Here is a 17,008-nt window from a genome sequence, read left to right as displayed (position 1 = left end):
GCGTTGCCCTTACCCATCTTGCGGCGGCTCAGAAAGCAGCCCCACGTTAGCCACACCAGCACCTTGTAATGTGCTCATCAAGACAACAATTTGTCCATAGGCCACATTGCGGTCACCACGCACCATTACTGGCGTGCCGGGACGTCGCTCTAAAATCGTGGTTACCCGCGCGGCCATCTCATCCAGCGAGACTGAGTTGGAGTCTTCCCCCAATGTGATGAAATACCCACCCTCGCTATCAACAGAAATGACAATGGGGTCATTATCTTCCTGCGTCTCTATAGGCTGAGAGGTGACTTGCGGCAATTCAACTTGTACGCCCTGGGTTAACATGGGCGCCGTAATCATAAACACAACGAGCAGCACCAGCATGACGTCAATGAAAGGGACCACATTGATCTCCGCCATTGGTTTGCCTTTACCGCTGCGATTGAAAGGTCCTTGCATGGCTGTCTCCCTTAACTCGCGCTTGGCTTGCCATCACGACCTTGCAAATTACGGTGCAGGATAGCGTGGAACTCCTCGGCAAAATCTTCATATTTACCGAGTAAGCGAGAAGATGTATTGGACAAGCGGTTATAAAAAATGACCGCTGGGATAGCCGCAAACAGACCCATGGCCGTCGCGATCAATGCTTCAGCAATCCAGGGAGCAACCGTTGCGAGCGTCGCTTGTTGGGTCAGTGACAGCGCTTGGAATGACCCCATGATGCCCCATACGGTACCGAAAAGACCGATATAGGGGCTGGCAGACGCAACCGTCGCCAGAAACACCAGATGTTGGGTTAGACGATCTTCTTCACGTGACCAGGCAACGCGCATGCTGCGTTGCACGCCTTCCAATACGGTATCTGCATCCCGGGTTTTAGGCATTAAGCGGTTAAACTCGCGAAACCCTGCTTGAAAAATATGCTCGGCACCATGGCGTGGATCATCAGCGGGGATTTCACGGTAGAGTTCATTTAAGTCGACACCCGACCAAAAAGACTCCTCAAACTGGTTGTACTCTTGCTTGGCACGACGCATTGCAATACTACGCTGGAAAATCACCACCCAAGAGAGGATCGACCCCACCAACAGTAGCAACATAACCAGCTGCACCACGGTGCTGGCATTCATTATTAAGTGGGGAATGGACATGGTGTTATCGTTCACAGGTGCCCTCATCAATCTATTAGGGTCGGTATTGCCGACGCAGTGAATGACCTCTTGGTTAAGAGGCCCGGATCAAACTATTAAGCGATTCTGGCCATGCTTTAGGTCGCATACGCTCGACGCTCAAGCAGGCTATCTCGACTGTCGCTGAGCAGAGGAGTTCCTCATTACGCCAAACTTGCTGTTCAAATGTCATTCGACAGCGACCAATGTCGGTGACATGAGTACTAATCTCCAGCATGTCATCGAGGCAAGCCGGTTTCGCATAGTGACAGGCCAAGCGGTATACCACTAGCTGCGTGCCTTCGTCTAGCAGCGTTTGCTGATTTAGGTCCAATTGGCGTAGCCATTCGCTACGCGCCCGTTCCATAAACTTCAAGTAGTTAACGTAGTAGACAATGCCGCCTGCGTCAGTATCTTCCATATAAACACGCAGCGGCAGGCGATAACTATCGTTAGCCAAATCACTCACGGACGGCGCTCCCCTTCCATGTCGGTCGCCTGCTCGTGGGGCACACGTTCAAAGTGCAGCCACGCTTGGCGGGTCACGACACGCCCGCGTGGTGTACGCATCATTAGGCCCTGTTGAATCAGATAGGGCTCAATCACATCTTCAATGGTGTCACGTTCTTCACTGATAGCAGCGGCGAGCGAGTCAATGCCCACCGGCCCGCCGTCAAATTTGTCGATCATGGCCAGCAGTAACCGTCGATCCATATGATCCAGGCCGTGGTGGTCCACATTGAGCATATTGAGGGCAGCATCGGCTATGGCGACATCGACCACACCGTTGCCTTTCATTTCAGCGTAATCACGCACACGGCGTAATAGCCGATTAGCGATTCGTGGCGTACCGCGGGAACGGCGGGCGATTTCAATCGCGCCGTCGTGGCTAGTTTCAACCCCCAACAGGCGCGCCGAGCGCGAAACAATTTCAGTTAGCTCTTCAAGATTATAAAACTCAAGCCGCTGAACGATGCCAAACCGGTCGCGCAGTGGAGAGGTCAATAAACCTGCCCGCGTCGTCGCCCCCACCAGGGTAAAGCGGGGCAAATCCAGCTTGATAGAGCGCGCAGCCGGACCCTCGCCAATCATGATATCCAGCTGAAAATCTTCCATGGCCGGGTATAGCACTTCTTCGACCACCGGCGAAAGACGATGAATTTCATCGATAAAAAGCACATCGCCAGGCTCAAGATTGGTCAGCATGGCAGCGAGATCCCCCGCCCGCTCCAACACCGGGCCAGAGGTCGACTTCATTCCGACCCCCATCTCGGTGGCAATAATATGCGCAAGTGTCGTTTTACCTAACCCAGGCGGGCCAAATACCAACGTGTGGTCCAGGCTCTCTTCACGCAGCCGTGCGGCGCCAATAAAGATTTCCAACTGCTCGCGGACACGCGGCTGGCCAATATAGTCATCCAGTCGCTTAGGGCGAATTGCGTAATCAATGCGCCCCTCCCCCTGTTCGGGCTCAGCGGCGATCAGCCGATCGTGTTCTAGCATAAGTGCTCTTCTTAATAACGATTACAAAATGACAGCGTCGAATTGACGTTTGCTAATGCGAGCTCGCTTAGCCGCTCATGCGTTGGGTGAGCGCGGCTTTAATCAGTGCTTCGGTGGACTGATTAGGGTCAATGTCGGCGAGCATTTTCGATGCCTCAGTCAGCTTGTACCCCAAGCTGACTAAGGCGGCTTCTGCATCGGCAAGGCTATCACGGGCGGATGCTCGGCCATTAGCGGCCTCTAGAGGCAGTAGTGCGTTACTGCCATCTTCCCACTCGGGGAAGCGGTCACGCATTTCGATAATCAGCCGCTCGGCGGTTTTCTTGCCCACCCCCGGCAGTGTTGTCAACGCCTTGCTGTCATCATCACGCACACAGCGCATAAAGGCGTCTTCATCCATACCTGATAAAATCGCTAACGCCAGCTTGGGCCCCACCCCATTGACTTTGATCAGCGCGCGGAAAAGCGCTCGTTCATGCTCTCTACCAAACCCATATAGCAAATGAGCATCGTCACGAATTGTTAGATGAGTAAATAATGAAACGCTTTCACCGACGGCAGGCAGTGCTACCAGCGTATTCATCGAGGTTTCCAGCTCATAGCCTACACCATGAACGTCGATAACAATCCAGGGAGGTTGCTTTGCCAGTAACTGGCCACTTAGACGTCCAATCATAAAGTCGCTCGCACAGGTGTTGAAATAATAAAACAAGAGGGTGAAAACAGACGTTTACTATAAAGCGACTCTGTACAGGTGACCAGTAGTTCAGCCACACGCAGAGTAACCGTTACAGCCGCCAGCGGCCTGTGGAGCGACGACGGGCCCGCGTTGGCGCGGCGGGTAGGCCATGGCTGCTAAAGACAGAACCACTAAAGGCATGCGTTAACGCAATCGCTAATGCATCCGCGGCATCAGCCTGGGGAGTAGCAGAAAGCTGCAGAATAGCGGTCACCATATGCTGGACTTGCTCTTTGTCCGCGCCGCCCTGGCCTGTCACCGCCTGTTTAATCTGCCGCGCGGCGTACTCGGCAAGGCTCAATCCATGATTGGCCATGCAGACAAGCGCCGCCCCCCGCGCTTGGCCCAGCTTGAGCGCCGAATCAGGGTTTTTGGCCATAAAGACACGCTCAATAGCCACTTGGTTGGGCCGATGCAAACCGACGACTTCGCTAAGACCGGCATAAATCTGTGCCAGTCGTTGTTCTAGCGCCCCTTCCGCCGTGCGAATACAACCACTTGCCACGTAGCAGGGCTTCACACCGACCACGTCGATTACCCCATACCCTGTCACGCGTGACCCTGGGTCAATACCCAGGATACGGACAGGATTAGCAGGCTTTTTCTCATCCATGTCGTCGACACTCGTTGGGGCTTTATACAAAAACACCGACGCCGGAGCGTCGGTGTTAGGCACTTAACCAACCACGTTATTCGGTGGCTGTTTCCGGCTTGGCCTTCTGGCGTAGACGGATGTTTAAATCTTTTAACTGTTCAGGACTGACTTCGCCTGGGGCATTCGTCATTAAGCAAGCAGCGCTTTGGGTTTTCGGGAAGGCGATGACTTCACGAATAGTCTTAGCACCCACCATCAGCATGACGAGGCGGTCCAAACCAAAGGCTAAGCCACCATGGGGCGGCGCGCCGTACTGAAGCGCATCCAGCAAGAAGCCGAATTTTTCTTGAGCTTCTACTTCACCAATGCCGAGGATCTCGAAAACGGTGCTCTGCATGGTTTGGTCGTGGATACGAATAGAGCCGCCGCCCAATTCGGTACCGTTGAGCACCATATCGTAAGCGCGCGAAAGTGCGCTCGCTGGGTCGGCCTTTAGCTCTTCCGGGCTGCAAGAAGGCGCGGTAAAGGGGTGGTGAAGCGGGCTGAGGCGGCCATTGTCGTCAGCTTCAAACATCGGGAAGTCGACTACCCACAGCGGTGCCCATTCCTGAGTGTAGAGCTCAAGGTCAGCGCCCAGTTTGACGCGCAGCGCGCCAATGGCTTCGTTGACGATACGGGTTTTATCTGCACCAAAGAAGATGATATCGCCATCTTCAGCGCCTACCCGATCGAGCAACTCTTCAACGATATTTTCCATGAACTTAACGATCGGCGACTGCAGACCCTCAAGTCCTTTAGCGCGCTCGTTGACCTTGATCCACGCCAAGCCCTTGGCACCGTAGATGCCGACAAACTTGGTGTATTCGTCGATCTCTTTACGCGACAGCTTAGCGCCACCGGGTACTTTCAGCGCCGCTACACGACCATCATCCGCGCTGGCCGGGCCAGAGAAAACTTTGAAATCGACTTGCTGCATCAGATCGTCGACATCAGTCAATTCAAGCGGGATGCGCAGATCCGGCTTATCAGAGCCAAAGCGATCCATTGCTTCCTGCCAAGTCATGCGCGGAAATTCAGGTAGTTCGGCTTTTAACACGTCCTGGAATAGCTGACGAATCATGGATTCAGTAATGCCCATGATATCGCTCTCTTCCACAAACGACGCTTCAATATCAATCTGAGTGAACTCAGGCTGACGGTCGGCGCGCAGATCTTCATCGCGGAAGCACTTTGCGATTTGGTAATAGCGGTCAAAACCGGCCACCATCAACAGCTGCTTAAAGAGCTGTGGTGACTGGGGCAGCGCAAAGAAACTTCCCGCGTGGGTACGGCTTGGCACCAAGTAATCGCGGGCACCTTCAGGCGTGGCACGCGTGAGTACCGGTGTTTCGATATCCAGGAAGCCCTGGCTTTCGAGATAAGCACGTACGTTGTGAGAAATGCTCGAACGCAGGCGTAGCTTCTCAATCATGTCCGGACGGCGAAGGTCGATATAACGGTGCTTTAAGCGCACCTCTTCGCCTACCTTGCCATGCTCATCCAGTTGGAAAGGCGGTGTAATCGCAGTGTTGAGTACTTCGACCTCTTTCGCCAATATTTCAATCATGCCTGTGGGCATGGTGGCGTTTTGAGTACCTTCAGGGCGCAGCCGAACACGTCCAGTGATACGCAGGACATACTCACTGCGGGCACGGTCGGCAGTGGCGAACGCCTCGGCGGTATCAGGATCGACCACGAACTGAGCGATGCCATCGCGATCGCGCATGTCGAGGAAAATGACCCCACCGTGGTCGCGGCGGCGATGAACCCATCCGCATACCGTAACCGTTTGATCCACCAAAGTTTCGTTTAGCTGGCCGCAATAATGGCTGCGCATGTCAAATCCTGTTCTGTTACGTGGCAATTAATGTGTCGCGGGCGTCCCCGACCCTGACTGCCGCAGTTATGCTGCGGCGCCTTTGTCACTGGGAGTAACGCTCTTGGGAGTAGCACTGGAATCACTTGATTTAGCGGTCTCTGTGGAGGCAGTTTTACCATCAGCAACCAGATTCTTTTTGCTACCCGTTTTGAAATCGGTTTCGTACCAACCACCGCCGGCCAAGCGGAAACCCGCGGCCGAGACCAGCCGTTCCAAGCCATCGCTTTGGCATGTAGGGCAATCCTTCAACGGATCGGCACTAATTTTTTGCAATTTTTCCAGGCGATGGCCACAGGCCTTGCACTCATATTCATAGATGGGCATGTTATTGGCTCCTAAAAAGTTCAACCCTGACAGATTCAGTACTGACAGACCTAGTCCGGTAAGACCAAGTGCTGAAAGAAAAGAACAGTGGCGAACACAAACGCTGCCAAGCTGCCAATATGTGGCCAGTCGGGATAAATTCCAAGGCTGCGGTTGATAAGCGCCGCCATTATACCCTTTTGTGACCCCTGCCGAGCAAGGTTATGCAGCCTTCGGCAGTTAATGGAGAGAATAAAATGTCTCATGCAGTAATACTGGACGCGCAAAGCCTCGGCCCAGGGATCAACTTAAGCGCTATTAGAGAGTCAGTCACACACCTTGAGGTGTTTGAGCAAAGTACCACCCAGCAAGCACTTGAACGCCTAGCGGATGCCGATATCGCCATTGTTAACAAGGTGGTACTTGACGCTGAAACGTTACAGCAGTTGCCTAAACTCAGGCTGATATGTGTGCTCGCTACGGGGCTTAATAATATCGATCTTGAAACGGCAAAAGAGCAGAATATCGAGGTTAAAAACGTCGCGGCTTACGGCACCGCCAGTGTTTCTCAGCATACCTTGATGCTGATGCTGACATTAGCCAATCGGCTTCCGCTTTATCAGCGTGATGTCGCGGCAGGCGAATGGCAGCGTAGCGCCTTTTTCTGTTTGCAAGACTACCCGACACTGCAGTTGTCAGATAAACATTTAGTCATGGTGGGGCAAGGTGAGCTAGGCACAGAAGTGGCACGCCTAGCGGAGGCGTTTGGCATGCGCGTGACCTTCGCCGCCAGGCCGGGCAATGAAGCCAATGATAAGCGTCCTGCGCTGGATGACCTGCTCCCAGAAGCAGATGTGATCAGCCTACATTGCCCGCTTAGTGACGCTACTAAGCATTTGATTAATCGACAGCGTCTGACCAGTGCAAAGCCATCACTACTGCTGATCAACTGCGCCCGCGGCGGAGTTATCGACGAAGTCGCTGCACTAGAGGCGCTGCGCAGTGGCAAGCTGGGCGGCTTGGGCGTTGATGTACTGCCTGCAGAACCGCCCAGAGACGGCCATCCACTGCTCGATGCACTTAACGAGCCGCTCAACTTAATCGTAACACCCCACAACGCCTGGATTACACCGGAAGCACGCCAGAATATTGTCAGCCTGACGGCGAATAATATCCGTGAATGGAAAAGTGCTTAAATAAAAGTATTAGCGCATTATGTGATAGCACTAGGGCCTTCTTAGGCCCTAGTGCGTAGCAAAATGGCTAGGGGCGTGGCAATTATCCAAAACCTCAAGTTCGACGTGGGTAACTTGCGCGCCCTCCGGGCCTTGCCATAGCCACTCGCTCAGCAGCTTGATGGCATCGGAGTGGCCACACATCAACACTTCGACACGCCCATCAGGCAGGTTTTTAGCGTAACCGGTAAGGCTCTGCTGAAGCGCTTTCTCTTGAGTAGCACGGCGATACCAGACACCTTGCACTTTACCAGTGACCAAGGCACGTACACAGCAGTCAGTCATCCTTTCCTCCTCGTACCATACACACTATTACACAAACTCATGCTTAATTAGCACTGCGCTATTACGCGGTACCAGTGGACGACCACGGCGTAGTAGTAAGGAGCGTGTAAATGCCGCGCCGAACAACAGTATCAGCGAACTGTAGTAGACCCATAGTAAGATCATTACCACTGAACCGGCAGCACCATAGGTAGACGCTGTCGCCGTATAAGCCAGATAGATCGCGATCACGCTGCGGCCGAGCGTAAATAGTACGGCGGTAACAACGGCACCAATCAACACATCTTGCCAGCGCAGCACCACGTCCGGAAGCACCTTAAAAATAGTCGCAAATAGGAGGGTCACCATGGCGACAGAGATGAGCGACTCAAGGGTAGTAGTAAACAGGCTAGCGAATGGGAATAGATTGTCCGCCGCAAGCAGCATGCCACGTAACACAACCCCTAGCACTAATGACACTAGCAGTATAAATCCAATAGACAGCACTACAGTCAGCGAGAGCAAGCGGCTTTTGATAAACCTTAACGCACTGTTAGAGGTTGGCTTGGCTGTCACGCCCCAAATCGTATTGAGTGAAAACTGCATTTGCGCAAAAACAGTGGTGGCGCCTACCACAAGCGCGCCGACACCTAATAGCGTGGGCAAAAGGCCAGACTCTTCGATTCTGGATTGAGCAACGGCTTCTTGAATCGCGACGGCGGCATCCGTGCCTAAAGTGCCTTGTAGTTGAGCGACTATTTGTCCCTGAGCGGCCTCTTCTCCCATCACAACACCGATGACAGTGACTGCAATAATAATCGTGGGTGCCAGTGAGAAAAGCGTATAAAACGCGAGCGAAGCCGCATAGCTAAACGCATTACGTTCCAGCCATAATGCGGTGGCGTCTTGGGTGACTTTCCACCAAAAATTAGCCGCACGTTTTATCATATCCACTCCCTGTGTCGTTGGTACTAAGGCCAATTTTAAACGTAATCAATAGCCTATTTTTTCTAGCATACCTAACCACAGCGTTTAGCGCAGTTTTCTGGTACGTTGACCCCCTAATATCACCAAACCAAAAGGAAGCTTGGATGGCCACCGATATTGCGCGCTCTACAACCGCCTGCGATTTCGACTGTTTGGTGTTTATTGGTCGCTTTCAACCGCCTCACCTTGGCCACTTGGCGATTATTCGAGAAGCACTAAAACGCGCGCGGCAAGTGATTGTACTGGTGGGGTCTGCGTGGCAAGCACGCTCATTGCGTAACCCGTGGCGATTTGACGAACGTCAAACCATGCTCCGCTCAGGGTTTGATGAGGCTGATAATCGACGCTTAGAGATTACCCCGCTACTGGACGCACTCTACAATGATGATGTCTGGGTGCGCGATGTTCAGCGCAAAGTGCGTGATTTAGCCGCCCCTGCCAATGCCCGCCTACCACGCATTGGTTTGATTGGAGCCAGCCGCGGGCAGTCTAGCTACTACCTGTCGCTATTCCCTCAATGGGAGTCGGTCAGCGTGCCGTCGGTAGAAGGGATTTCAGCGAGTCAAATTCGAGAGCGCCTGTTCCGTTCGCCCAGCTCCACCGATGACTACTTAAGTACGGGGGCTTACCACGACCTGCCCCCTGGCGTTGTCGAAAGTGTAAAGAAGTTTTGCCACGTCAGCGCCTATAAGCGCCTGTTGGAAGAGCAGCAGTTATTGGATCAATACCGTCAGGCGTGGGCTCATGCCCCCTACCCGCCTATTTTTGTCACAGTAAATGCTGTCGTGGTGCAGTCGGGTCATGTATTGCTGGTACGGCGTATGGCGGCACCGGGTAAAGGGCTTTACGCCCTGCCAGGCGGATTTATTAACCCTCATGAGCGTTTACTCGATGCCTGTTTGCGTGAACTGCGCGAACGGTTGCGATTAAAAGTCCCCGAGCCTGTGCTTAAGGGGTCACTGCGTGGCCAGCGTCTGTTTGATGAACCCCACCGCAGTTGGCGGGGGCGCACTTTGGCAGAAGCTTTCTACTTTGCGTTGCGCCCAGACCAACAGCTGCCTCGCTTAAAACCTGTTAAAGGGGGAGATCATGCGCGCTGGGTAGCACTTGCAGACCTTGAACCTGAGAGCCTGTTTGAAGACCACTTTTTTATTATTCAGAATTTTCTAGGCCTGCCTGCCGATTTTGGAAGCAGCTAGAAATTCCAGGAATTAGGGCGGCAATCGCTTGGGACGTTCATGCTTGCAGGAAATCCCTGGGTAATTTCATCATTTGCCGCCATAAACGCTCCACGCCGGGCTTATGCACCATTGAGCAGCGGTATAAGCGAATTTCTAAGGGAATGTCCCAGCTCGGGTCGCCCGCCCTGACCAAGCGGCCGCTTTTCAATTCCTCACGAATACAGAAATCCGGTATCCAGGCAACGCCTACCCCTTGCAGCACCATCCCTTTCAGGCCTTCGGCCATGGCCGTTTCATACACGGTACGCAGCTTCATACGTAGCGGATCATTCTTCAGCAGCATACGCACACTGCGCCCCAAAAATGCACCCTGCGTATAGGAAAGGTAAGGGATGGAAGTGTCATGCTGAAGGGAAAATTTGGCTTTTCCCTGTGCATCCGGCAGCGAGACAGGCAGCATATTGACCTTACCGATCGAGAAGGAGGGAAACACTTCGGCATCGAGCTGCATGGTGGCAAAGGGATCGTAATAAGCCAGCATTAAATCGCAATTGCCTTCACGTAGCACATGTATCGCCTCACCTACGTTCATTGCCACTAGGCGTGTCGGCAATTCGCCTAAGCCCTGTTGTAAACGGGAGATCCAGGGCGGATAAAAGCTTAATGCCAGGGAGTGAGCGGCGACGATATCCAACGCTTCATTGGCAATCGAAAGGCCGCGCAAATGACTAAGCGATTCGTTTAACTGTTCGACCAAATTACGGGCGGTAACCAAAAACAGCTGCCCTTCCGGTGTTAGCCCAACAGGGGTAGTTGATCGATCGACAAGAGTGACATCCACAGCCTGCTCCAGTGCACGAATGCGACGACTAAATGCAGGCTGCGTTACGTGGCGCTGTCGTGCTGACGCAGAGAAGCTGCGTGTGCTGGCGAGTGCTACGAAATCTTCTAGCCATTTTGTTTCGAGATTCACCCCGGGACTCCTTGTCTCACCCTTTGTGCACGCATATTGTTTTCCTATTTTGCGGTCTATTGGACGGGCGCCATTAAATAGGCAGCACGTGATACGACTTTCATCCACATTGAGCGCTGGTTGATTTCATCAATGCTGACCCGGCGGCATTGTGAAAAGTCATTTTCCAGCATACTTTCCACGCTGGCAGCAAAGTCTTGGTTTGGAATAAAAGCAGTTATTTCAAAATTTAACCGAAATGAACGGTTATCCAGATTTACAGTGCCAACCGTGGCTGCACTGCTATCTACAAGCATTACTTTTTGATGTAAAAACCCAGGAAGATAACGGTATATTTTTACACCTGCTCTTAACATATCCGGTAAAAACGAGAAGGCGGATAGGAAAACCAATAAGTGATCTGGTCGTTCGGGAATCATGACGCGTACATCTACCCCGCGCATGGCTGCAAGTCGCAGTGCATCCTGAACCCCTTGGTCAGGAACAAAGTAAGGACTGGTCACCCATAGGCGCTGTTTTGCGCTATGAATAACCTGTTGTACCAGCAGGCTGGCAGTATCCTGACGATCTGCAGGCCCAGAGGGCACAATAACAACATGATGATCAGTTGAAGAAGACGTTTCAGCCATCCAGTTCAGGCTAATCACCTCATCGGTAGCCCAGTGCCAATCTTCCCAAAACGCTTCTTGCAGGCCTAAGACACTGGGTCCTTCAAGCTTTAGGTGGGTGTCACGCCAGGGGCCATGCCGAGGATCTTCGCCTAAATATTCAACCCCAATATTAAAGCCCCCTATCCAACCCTCTTTGCCATCAATGACTGTTACTTTGCGATGATTCCGGAAGTTAAGCTGAAAGCGGTGTTTGAAGCCCCTTGATGAGCGAAAAGCACTGACGGCCACCCCATCGCTGATTAAATCATTTAGGTAACCATCGTTTAATTGACGACTTCCTACCTCATCGTAGAGGAAATAGACACGCACGCCACGCTGGGCAGCGCGTTGTAAATGCTGTTTCAAGCGCTGCCCCAGGGCATCGCTGCGAACAATAAAAAACTGTATCAATACATACTGTTCGGCACGATCAATGCCATCAAAAAGGCTTTCAAAGGTCGCGGGGCCGTCGATTAATAACGTGGCGTGATTACCATGGGTTAAGGGCATCATGGCAAGCTGCTCAACCGCTTGAATATCCGCATTACTCGAGGGTGCCACAAAAGGCTCTACATTGGCACGGTAACGTACCAGCACACGGCGTAGCACAGTGTCACGCTGCCCCCGAGCAGACACATAGCCATAAAATCTTGGTCGTCCAAAGAACCAGTAAGCAGGAAGCGCGACATAGGGAAACGTAAGCAACGATATGATCCATGCCACAGCCCCTTGAGAGGTGCGACTGGACATTAACGCCATAATGGCCGAAACGATACCCAATAAGTGTATCAATAAGATGCTGGTCCCTAGCAACCAGGAGGTCATAGCCACGTCCTCATAAAAGCAAGGGCCTCGCCGTCAGCGAGGCCCTTATGCGCTTAAAAACCTAAGCGTTCAAAGCCTAATCAATCTTATCATTCTGTTACGCCGACTGAGCGATAATCTCTTTCCACTTCGCAGGCCCGGTTTGATGCACTGATGTGCCCAGACTATCAACAGCAACCGTCACCGGCATATCTTCGACCTCAAATTCGTAGATCGCTTCCATGCCTAAATCTTCAAAGCCGACGACTCGGGATTTTTTAATCGCTTGCGCGACCAAATAAGCTGAGCCCCCTACCGCCATTAAGTACACCGCCTCATTGTCACGAATCGCGTCAATGGCGGTTTGGCCACGCTCTGCTTTTCCTACCATACCTAACAGGCCAGTATCTTCTAGCATGGTGCGGGTAAATTTATCCATTCGCGTGGCAGTCGTTGGGCCTGCGGGCCCCACTACCTCATCACCGATTGGATCAACCGGGCCCACGTAATAAATGAAGCGCCCTTTCATATCTACAGGTAGCGGCTCACCTTTGGCTAACATATCCACCATACGCTTATGAGCAGCGTCACGGCCGGTTAACAGCTTGCCGTTCAGCAGTAGCGTATCGCCTGGCTGCCAGGTTTTGACCTCAGCGGGCGTTACGGTGTCAAGATTGACCCGCTTGACGTTATCGCCTGCTTCGCGAGTGATTTCCGGCCAGTCCTCAAGCTTCGGTGCTTTTAACGCCGCAGGGCCTGAACCATCCAAGGTGAAGTGGGCATGACGGGTTGCTGCGCAATTGGGAATAATCGCTACAGGCTTATTGGCGGCATGGGTCGGATAGTCTTTTACTTTAATATCCAGCACGGTGGTTAAGCCGCCTAACCCTTGAGCACCGATGCCGCTTTTGTTGACCTTATCAAACAGTTCTAGGCGTATCTCTTCGGCGCGATTACTGGGCCCGCGGGCCTGTAAATCCTGAATATCGATGGGATCCAGTAGCGCTTCTTTGGCAATCATCATCGCTTTTTCAGCGGTGCCGCCGATGCCAATGCCCAGCATACCGGGCGGACACCAGCCTGCGCCCATCTTCGGCAGCTGTTCCATTACCCAATCGACGACGCTGTCGGAAGGATTAAGCATGGCAAATTTAGACTTGGCTTCACTACCACCGCCCTTCGCAGCCACGTGAATATCGACAGTGTCGCCAGGCACAATTTGGTGGTGAATAATGGCCGGCGTGTTGTCTTTGGTGTTGGCCCGCTTGCCGTCAGGATCCGCTAGCACCGAGGCACGTAGGACATTATCGGGCAGTAAATAAGCGCGACGAACACCTTCGTTGACCATGTCGTCAAGGCTCATGTCCGCTTCCCAGGTAACGTTCATACCCACGTGAACAAACACGGTGACGATGCCGGTGTCCTGGCAAATCGGGCGATGCCCGGTGGCGCACATACGCGAGTTAATCAGAATTTGCGCAATAGCGTCTTTAGCAGCGGGGTTCTCTTCACGCTCGTAGGCGGCCGCCATGGCGTCAATAAAATCTTTAGGATGATAGTAAGAGATGTACTGCAGAGCATCGGCAACGCTTTGAATAACGTCGTCCTGGCGAATCACGGTCATGGACTAACAGCTCCTAGGTTATCGTCTAGTCAGCGGCATTCTTGCGTATCGGCGCAAGTGCCGTCTTAGCGTGACGCCAGTATACCGTATTGCCCTGTCGGCAGCAGCACTCCTTGGTAGCGTCTTGGGTTCAGAAATTAGTACTTTAGTTATTGCTAGCAGCAATCAAGATAACGGTATAAATACTCAATAAAGCGCGGTATTGACTCATCGAAGCTATTAACTGCCTTGGCAATGCGGGCAATAGTAGAGCCTTCGCGATCCCACCATCCGGCGCTCGATCACCGCACCACAGCGGTGGCACTCAAGACCAGCGCGATCGAACACCGCAAAACGCCACTGCCTACGTGACTCACCGGCTGCTTTAGCCTGTTCAATCCAGGCCTCTCGATTAGTCACGCCTGCGGTTTGGTACGCTTGCCGAGTTGTTTCGATAATAGCGTGCGCAAGCGATTGTTGTTGATGGGTGGTGAGATCTACCGGCCGAGCGCTGGCTGGCAACTGGGTAAAGAATAAGATTTCAGAGCGCAGATAATTGCCGAGCCCTGCCACTAATCCTTGATCGAGCAACAGTGCGCCCAAACTTCGCCGGTGAAACTGCTTGAGAGTTAACCGCTGCAGAACATCGGCGGGGGTTACATCCTGGCTCAATAAATCAGGCCCTAAACGGGCCAAAAATGGGTGCTCGGCGAGATTATCGCGATGCAAAAGCGAGATATCGGAAGCGCTGTAAAGACTTGCGCAGCGCCCTTCTGCCGTCAAACGAACGCGTAACGTGCGCTTTGTGGCGGGAGGTTTATCCTCGCTATGCAGCTTCCAAACCCCATAGAGTTGATTATGTGAATAAAGCACCCGCTCATCAGCAAACCGGATCAGCATTGCTTTGCCACGCGTCTCTACCCGGGACACCTGAACACCAGTGAAAGAGTCTGCTTGGCTGGAAAGCTCGGGAAAGGCGAACCAAGCTTTGTCAATTACCCGCCCGCCTATCTGCTGCTGAACACGATCGGCCGCCCGACGAATCTCTGGCCCTTCTGGCATACCGCTAGCCCAGCGCCAGCTGTTTTTCTTTCATTTGATGGAGCTGATCGCGTAGCCGCGCCGCCTCTTCAAACTCCAGGTTTTGCGCTGCTTCGAACATGGCATCCTCAAGCTTGCTGATCGCGCCCAGCAGATCATGCTTATTCATGGTGGACACATCATATTCAGCGGCGCTTTCCGCCACTTTGCGTTCACTGCCGCGCCGACGGCTGTTCTTTTTGCCCGGTGCTTGGGCGGCTTCCAGAATATCGGACACCGAGCGCGTTATCGTCGTCGGCGTAATGCCATGCTCTAGATTGTGCTCAGTCTGCTTCGCTCGCCGACGCTCGGTTTCATCAATGGCTTTGCGCATCGAGTCAGTAATGCGGTCGCCATACAGAATCGCCTTGCCGTGCGCGTTACGGGCAGCCCGGCCAATGGTCTGTATCAGCGAGCGCTCCGCACGTAAAAAGCCCTCTTTATCGGCGTCTAAAATAGCTACCAGCGAGACTTCGGGAATATCCAACCCTTCACGCAACAGGTTAATGCCCACCAGCACATCAAACTTACCCAAACGTAGGTCGCGTATGATCTCGACACGCTCAACGGTATCGATATCCGAGTGCAGGTAACGAACCCTTATACCGTGCTCGTCAAAGTACTCGGTCAGGTCCTCCGCCATGCGTTTGGTTAACGTAGTGACCAGTACCCGCTCACCTACGGCGGTACGCAGACCAATTTCTGAGAGCAAATCATCTACCTGGGTGCTGGCCGGGCGCACCTCGATTTCAGGGTCCAACAGACCGGTAGGCCGTACCACTTGCTCAACGATTTGACTGGCGTGTTCGCCCTCATAGCGCCCAGGGGTGGCGGAGACAAAGATAGTCTGCGGGGAAATCGCCTCCCACTCCTCAAACTTCATGGGTCGGTTATCAAGCGCTGAAGGCAGCCGAAAACCGTACTCCACCAATGTTTCTTTGCGCGAACGGTCACCTTTATACATGCCGCCCACTTGGGGCACGCTGACATGCGACTCATCAATAAACAGCAGTGCATCATCGGGCAGGTAATCAAAAAATGTCGGCGGTGGCTCGCCGGGCGCACGCCCTGATAGATAGCGGGAGTAGTTTTCAATACCGTTGCAATAGCCCAATTCCAGCATCATTTCAATGTCATAAAGCGTGCGCTGCTCTAGTCGTTGCGCTTCGACTAGGCGCTCATGCTTGCGCATCCACTCAAGACGCTGTTTGAGCTCTTCTTTAATGGCATCAATGGCGCTTAGGATGGTTTCCCGCGGCGTCACGTAGTGCGATTTAGGGTAGATGGTCATACGCGGCACCTCGCCCTTAACGGCACCGGTCAACGGGTCGAACAACCGAATCGTATCGATCTCGCTATCGAACAGCTCCACGCGCACCGCCTCTTCATCGGAGTCAGCGGGGAAGATATCGATCACATCACCACGCACCCGGTAGGTGCCGCGCCGAAAGTCCATATCATTACGGGTGTATTGCAGCTCGGCCAGGCGACGCAGGAAGGCGCGCTGGTCGATCAGTTCACCACGGGTAAAATGGAGGCGCATCTTTAGATACTGATCCGGGTCACCCAAACCGTAAATGGCTGACACCGACACCACAATCAGCGCATCCCGGCGCTCCAGCAGTGCCTTAGTGGCCGAGAGGCGCATCTGCTCAATGTGATCATTGATGGAGGCATCTTTCTCGATAAACGTATCAGACGAAGGCACATAGGCTTCCGGCTGATAGTAGTCGTAGTAGGAAACGAAATACTCTACCGCGTTATCCGGGAAAAACGCCTTGAACTCACCGTAAAGCTGGGCAGCAAGGGTTTTGTTAGGCGCCATTACAATGGTCGGGCGCTGCTGCTGTTCGACGATGTTGGCCATGGTGAAAGTTTTGCCCGAGCCGGTAACGCCTAGCAGCGTTTGATGGGCAAGCCCTGATTCCAGGCCACCAATCAGCCCTTTAATGGCGGCGGGCTGGTCACCGGCAGGCTGAAATTTTGACTGTAATCGAAAGGCTTTGCTCATCGATG

Annotated in this window: 17 protein-coding genes; 2 read left to right on the top strand and 15 right to left on the bottom strand. The window is 53.1% G+C overall.

The window, feature by feature from the left end; translation table 11 throughout:
- Positions 1-9 precede the first annotated feature (9 nt).
- From tolR to CXF87_RS15715, 8 genes are all read right to left on the bottom strand, one after another.
- Positions 10-447 (bottom strand): protein TolR, encoded by a 438-nt coding sequence (gene tolR / locus CXF87_RS15750; RefSeq protein ID WP_008957980.1) that lies wholly within the window; start codon positions 445-447, stop codon positions 10-12.
- An 11-nt stretch (positions 448-458) separates the two neighbouring features.
- Positions 459-1,154 (bottom strand): protein TolQ, encoded by a 696-nt coding sequence (gene tolQ / locus CXF87_RS15745; protein ID WP_008957981.1) that lies wholly within the window; start codon positions 1,152-1,154, stop codon positions 459-461.
- Positions 1,155-1,212: 58 nt separating this feature from the next.
- On the bottom strand, positions 1,213-1,626 hold the full coding sequence (gene ybgC, locus CXF87_RS15740) for a tol-pal system-associated acyl-CoA thioesterase (RefSeq protein ID WP_101147269.1): 414 nt from the start codon (positions 1,624-1,626) through the stop codon (positions 1,213-1,215).
- On the bottom strand, positions 1,623-2,660 hold the full coding sequence (gene ruvB, locus CXF87_RS15735) for a Holliday junction branch migration DNA helicase RuvB (RefSeq protein ID WP_008957983.1): 1,038 nt from the start codon (positions 2,658-2,660) through the stop codon (positions 1,623-1,625). The genes ybgC and ruvB overlap by 4 nt, the downstream gene beginning before the upstream one ends.
- A 67-nt stretch (positions 2,661-2,727) precedes the next feature.
- A complete protein-coding gene (gene ruvA, locus CXF87_RS15730) occupies positions 2,728-3,336 on the bottom strand; it encodes a Holliday junction branch migration protein RuvA (protein WP_008957984.1) in 609 nt (202 codons plus the stop codon).
- A gap of 112 nt (positions 3,337-3,448) precedes the next feature.
- Entirely contained in the window at positions 3,449-4,012 is a 564-nt protein-coding gene (gene ruvC, locus CXF87_RS15725; RefSeq protein WP_101147268.1) for a crossover junction endodeoxyribonuclease RuvC, read from the bottom strand.
- 76 nt (positions 4,013-4,088) lie between these two features.
- Complete coding sequence (aspS, locus tag CXF87_RS15720) at positions 4,089-5,870, bottom strand: aspartate--tRNA ligase (RefSeq protein ID WP_101147267.1); 1,782 nt, start codon at positions 5,868-5,870, stop codon at positions 4,089-4,091.
- 66 nt (positions 5,871-5,936) lie between these two features.
- Positions 5,937-6,236 carry an FmdB family zinc ribbon protein gene (locus tag CXF87_RS15715; RefSeq protein ID WP_008957987.1) on the bottom strand — a complete coding sequence of 100 codons (300 nt, stop codon included), beginning with the start codon at positions 6,234-6,236 and terminating at the stop codon, positions 5,937-5,939.
- 236 nt (positions 6,237-6,472) lie between these two features.
- Here CXF87_RS15715 and CXF87_RS15710 point away from each other — a divergent pair, with 236 nt between their 5' ends.
- Positions 6,473-7,411 (top strand): D-2-hydroxyacid dehydrogenase, encoded by a 939-nt coding sequence (locus tag CXF87_RS15710; protein ID WP_101147266.1) that lies wholly within the window; start codon positions 6,473-6,475, stop codon positions 7,409-7,411.
- Between the two features lie 48 nt (positions 7,412-7,459).
- Here the strand turns inward: CXF87_RS15710 and CXF87_RS15705 are convergent, their stop codons facing one another.
- Together CXF87_RS15705 and CXF87_RS15700 are read right to left on the bottom strand one after the other, a co-directional pair.
- Positions 7,460-7,735 carry an acylphosphatase gene (locus CXF87_RS15705; RefSeq protein WP_101147265.1) on the bottom strand — a complete coding sequence of 92 codons (276 nt, stop codon included), beginning with the start codon at positions 7,733-7,735 and terminating at the stop codon, positions 7,460-7,462.
- A gap of 27 nt (positions 7,736-7,762) precedes the next feature.
- Positions 7,763-8,662 carry a YihY/virulence factor BrkB family protein gene (locus CXF87_RS15700; protein WP_101147264.1) on the bottom strand — a complete coding sequence of 300 codons (900 nt, stop codon included), beginning with the start codon at positions 8,660-8,662 and terminating at the stop codon, positions 7,763-7,765.
- Between the two features lie 143 nt (positions 8,663-8,805).
- Here CXF87_RS15700 and CXF87_RS15695 point away from each other — a divergent pair, with 143 nt between their 5' ends.
- The gene (locus tag CXF87_RS15695; protein ID WP_101147263.1) at positions 8,806-9,900 is read left to right on the top strand and encodes a bifunctional nicotinamide-nucleotide adenylyltransferase/Nudix hydroxylase; all 1,095 of its coding nucleotides are present in this window, start codon (positions 8,806-8,808) and stop codon (positions 9,898-9,900) included.
- 37 nt (positions 9,901-9,937) lie between these two features.
- On the opposite strand, the gene CXF87_RS15690 is transcribed toward CXF87_RS15695, so the two are convergent.
- The 5 genes from CXF87_RS15690 to uvrB all read right to left on the bottom strand — a co-directional run bounded on the left by CXF87_RS15690 (position 9,938) and on the right by uvrB (position 17,003).
- Positions 9,938-10,855 carry a LysR substrate-binding domain-containing protein gene (locus CXF87_RS15690; protein ID WP_008957993.1) on the bottom strand — a complete coding sequence of 306 codons (918 nt, stop codon included), beginning with the start codon at positions 10,853-10,855 and terminating at the stop codon, positions 9,938-9,940.
- A 56-nt stretch (positions 10,856-10,911) separates the two neighbouring features.
- Positions 10,912-12,330: a cardiolipin synthase gene (cls, locus tag CXF87_RS15685; RefSeq protein WP_101147262.1), complete on the bottom strand. Its 1,419-nt coding sequence runs from the start codon at positions 12,328-12,330 to the stop codon at positions 10,912-10,914.
- Positions 12,331-12,427: 97 nt separating this feature from the next.
- Positions 12,428-13,933 (bottom strand): fumarate hydratase, encoded by a 1,506-nt coding sequence (locus CXF87_RS15680; RefSeq protein ID WP_101147261.1) that lies wholly within the window; start codon positions 13,931-13,933, stop codon positions 12,428-12,430.
- Between the two features lie 219 nt (positions 13,934-14,152).
- A complete protein-coding gene (nei, locus tag CXF87_RS15675) occupies positions 14,153-14,974 on the bottom strand; it encodes an endonuclease VIII (RefSeq protein ID WP_101147260.1) in 822 nt (273 codons plus the stop codon).
- 4 nt (positions 14,975-14,978) lie between these two features.
- Positions 14,979-17,003, bottom strand: a complete 2,025-nt coding sequence (uvrB, locus tag CXF87_RS15670) for an excinuclease ABC subunit UvrB (protein ID WP_101147259.1) — start codon at positions 17,001-17,003, stop codon at positions 14,979-14,981.
- Positions 17,004-17,008: the final 5 nt, after the last annotated feature.

Source organism: Halomonas sp. MES3-P3E, assembly GCF_002836035.1.
In the GTDB taxonomy this organism is placed as follows: domain Bacteria; phylum Pseudomonadota; class Gammaproteobacteria; order Pseudomonadales; family Halomonadaceae; genus Vreelandella; species Vreelandella arctica.
The sequence above is the reverse complement of the archived record's forward strand: the minus strand, read 5'-3'. Positions and strand labels throughout refer to the sequence as shown.

What these genes read in the sequence shown, in the direction of transcription:
- ruvB (WP_008957983.1), bottom strand. Translation starts at nt 2,660, where the DNA reads ATGCTAGAACACGATCGGCTGATCGCCGCTGAGCCCGAACAGGGGGAG.
- CXF87_RS15680 (WP_101147261.1), bottom strand. Translation starts at nt 13,933, where the DNA reads ATGACCGTGATTCGCCAGGACGACGTTATTCAAAGCGTTGCCGATGCT.
- CXF87_RS15700 (WP_101147264.1), bottom strand. Translation starts at nt 8,662, where the DNA reads ATGATAAAACGTGCGGCTAATTTTTGGTGGAAAGTCACCCAAGACGCC.
- tolR (WP_008957980.1), bottom strand. Translation starts at nt 447, where the DNA reads ATGCAAGGACCTTTCAATCGCAGCGGTAAAGGCAAACCAATGGCGGAG.
- CXF87_RS15710 (WP_101147266.1), top strand. Translation starts at nt 6,473, where the DNA reads ATGTCTCATGCAGTAATACTGGACGCGCAAAGCCTCGGCCCAGGGATC.
- aspS (WP_101147267.1), bottom strand. Translation starts at nt 5,870, where the DNA reads ATGCGCAGCCATTATTGCGGCCAGCTAAACGAAACTTTGGTGGATCAA.
- cls (WP_101147262.1), bottom strand. Translation starts at nt 12,330, where the DNA reads ATGACCTCCTGGTTGCTAGGGACCAGCATCTTATTGATACACTTATTG.
- uvrB (WP_101147259.1), bottom strand. Translation starts at nt 17,003, where the DNA reads ATGAGCAAAGCCTTTCGATTACAGTCAAAATTTCAGCCTGCCGGTGAC.
- CXF87_RS15695 (WP_101147263.1), top strand. Translation starts at nt 8,806, where the DNA reads ATGGCCACCGATATTGCGCGCTCTACAACCGCCTGCGATTTCGACTGT.
- nei (WP_101147260.1), bottom strand. Translation starts at nt 14,974, where the DNA reads ATGCCAGAAGGGCCAGAGATTCGTCGGGCGGCCGATCGTGTTCAGCAG.
- CXF87_RS15715 (WP_008957987.1), bottom strand. Translation starts at nt 6,236, where the DNA reads ATGCCCATCTATGAATATGAGTGCAAGGCCTGTGGCCATCGCCTGGAA.
- ruvC (WP_101147268.1), bottom strand. Translation starts at nt 4,012, where the DNA reads ATGGATGAGAAAAAGCCTGCTAATCCTGTCCGTATCCTGGGTATTGAC.
- ruvA (WP_008957984.1), bottom strand. Translation starts at nt 3,336, where the DNA reads ATGATTGGACGTCTAAGTGGCCAGTTACTGGCAAAGCAACCTCCCTGG.
- CXF87_RS15705 (WP_101147265.1), bottom strand. Translation starts at nt 7,735, where the DNA reads ATGACTGACTGCTGTGTACGTGCCTTGGTCACTGGTAAAGTGCAAGGT.